Annotated in this window: 1 protein-coding gene and 1 pseudogene; both read right to left on the bottom strand. The window is 43.7% G+C overall.

Annotated features, from left to right (window positions below; all coding sequences use genetic code 11):
- Nucleotides 1-524: methyl-accepting chemotaxis protein (locus tag R7Q46_RS25245; protein WP_318077946.1), on the bottom strand; the 524-nt coding region annotated here is incomplete at its 3' end.
- Nucleotides 525-793: 269 nt separating this feature from the next.
- A pseudogene (locus R7Q46_RS25240) lies at nt 794-1,049 on the bottom strand (MFS transporter); the annotation flags it as partial.

Below are 1,049 nucleotides of genomic sequence, written 5' to 3'. Positions count from 1 at the left end.
ACCTCGTCCGCCACCACTGCAAATCCGCGGCCTGCTTCACCAGCGCGTGCAGCCTCAATCGCTGCGTTGAGAGCCAATAAGTTCGTTTGGTCAGAAATCTCTTGGATAGTAGATACAAGGTGGGAAATAGAAGTCGCGGTGTTGTCTAATATCTGCACAGATTCAATGCTTTGAGTGGCTTGTGAGCTGATTTTTACCGCTCGGTCATCCAGACGTGCGAGTGCTTGATGTGTTTGCTTGAACATATCATCAAGCAGCTTTAGCTCTTCGTTTTCATGCGCCATAGATTGAGCGCTTTCGACCATCGCTGTGCGAATGGTTTGGAGCATATCTCCGCCTTTCAAGCTGCTCGACATCAACTCGTCGCTACTTTCGTAACGCTGTTGCGCTGTGTTCAGTAGTTGTTTGGCTTCTTTTAACTGACGTTCCAACGTCTCAACGTCGGTTTGGTACTTGTCTTTAAGGCTCGCTAATTCCTGCTTAAGCGCCTCATTTTCCATTTTTAATTTTTTTGATCCGAACATATTTTTTATAAATGCAGCAAGGTTTTAAAAAATTCATGTTAAATCAGTTGGATAAGCAATGCACCATGACTTTCATATACTTGTTCATTTTTGTCACATTTTTTATGTGGGTTTTCATAAAAAGAGCGAAAGTCGCCCCTATCAATGTGAACGTGGTCAACACTGAGTGACGGATGAGTGAATCTAAATGGAAAGCTATGGAATAGAAAAGGGCGGGTGGAAGATAGGGGAAGAGGGCTCTTCCCCTTAGTATTTCGAGTGCTGAGGTTTTACTTTATGTGGAAAATTTGTTCAGTTTCAAGAGACGTCATCGCGCGAATTTGACGCCAAATGTAGTAAAAAATACCAAACATCATCAACATGCTAGGAATGGCGATCATTGGGTAGCTGTAAAGTGTCAACTTACCGAGATCTTCATTGAAGGCTGCAGTGCCTGATGGACTGGTGACGATCCACGTAGCAAGGAAGTAGTTCATTGCAGATGAGAATGCAAAGGTGCTTGCGAACAAGTAGTTCGAAGACATT

This window comes from Vibrio sp. 811 (assembly GCF_033339195.1).
Note: the sequence above shows the minus strand (reverse complement) of the source record. Positions and strands in the feature narration are given on the sequence as shown.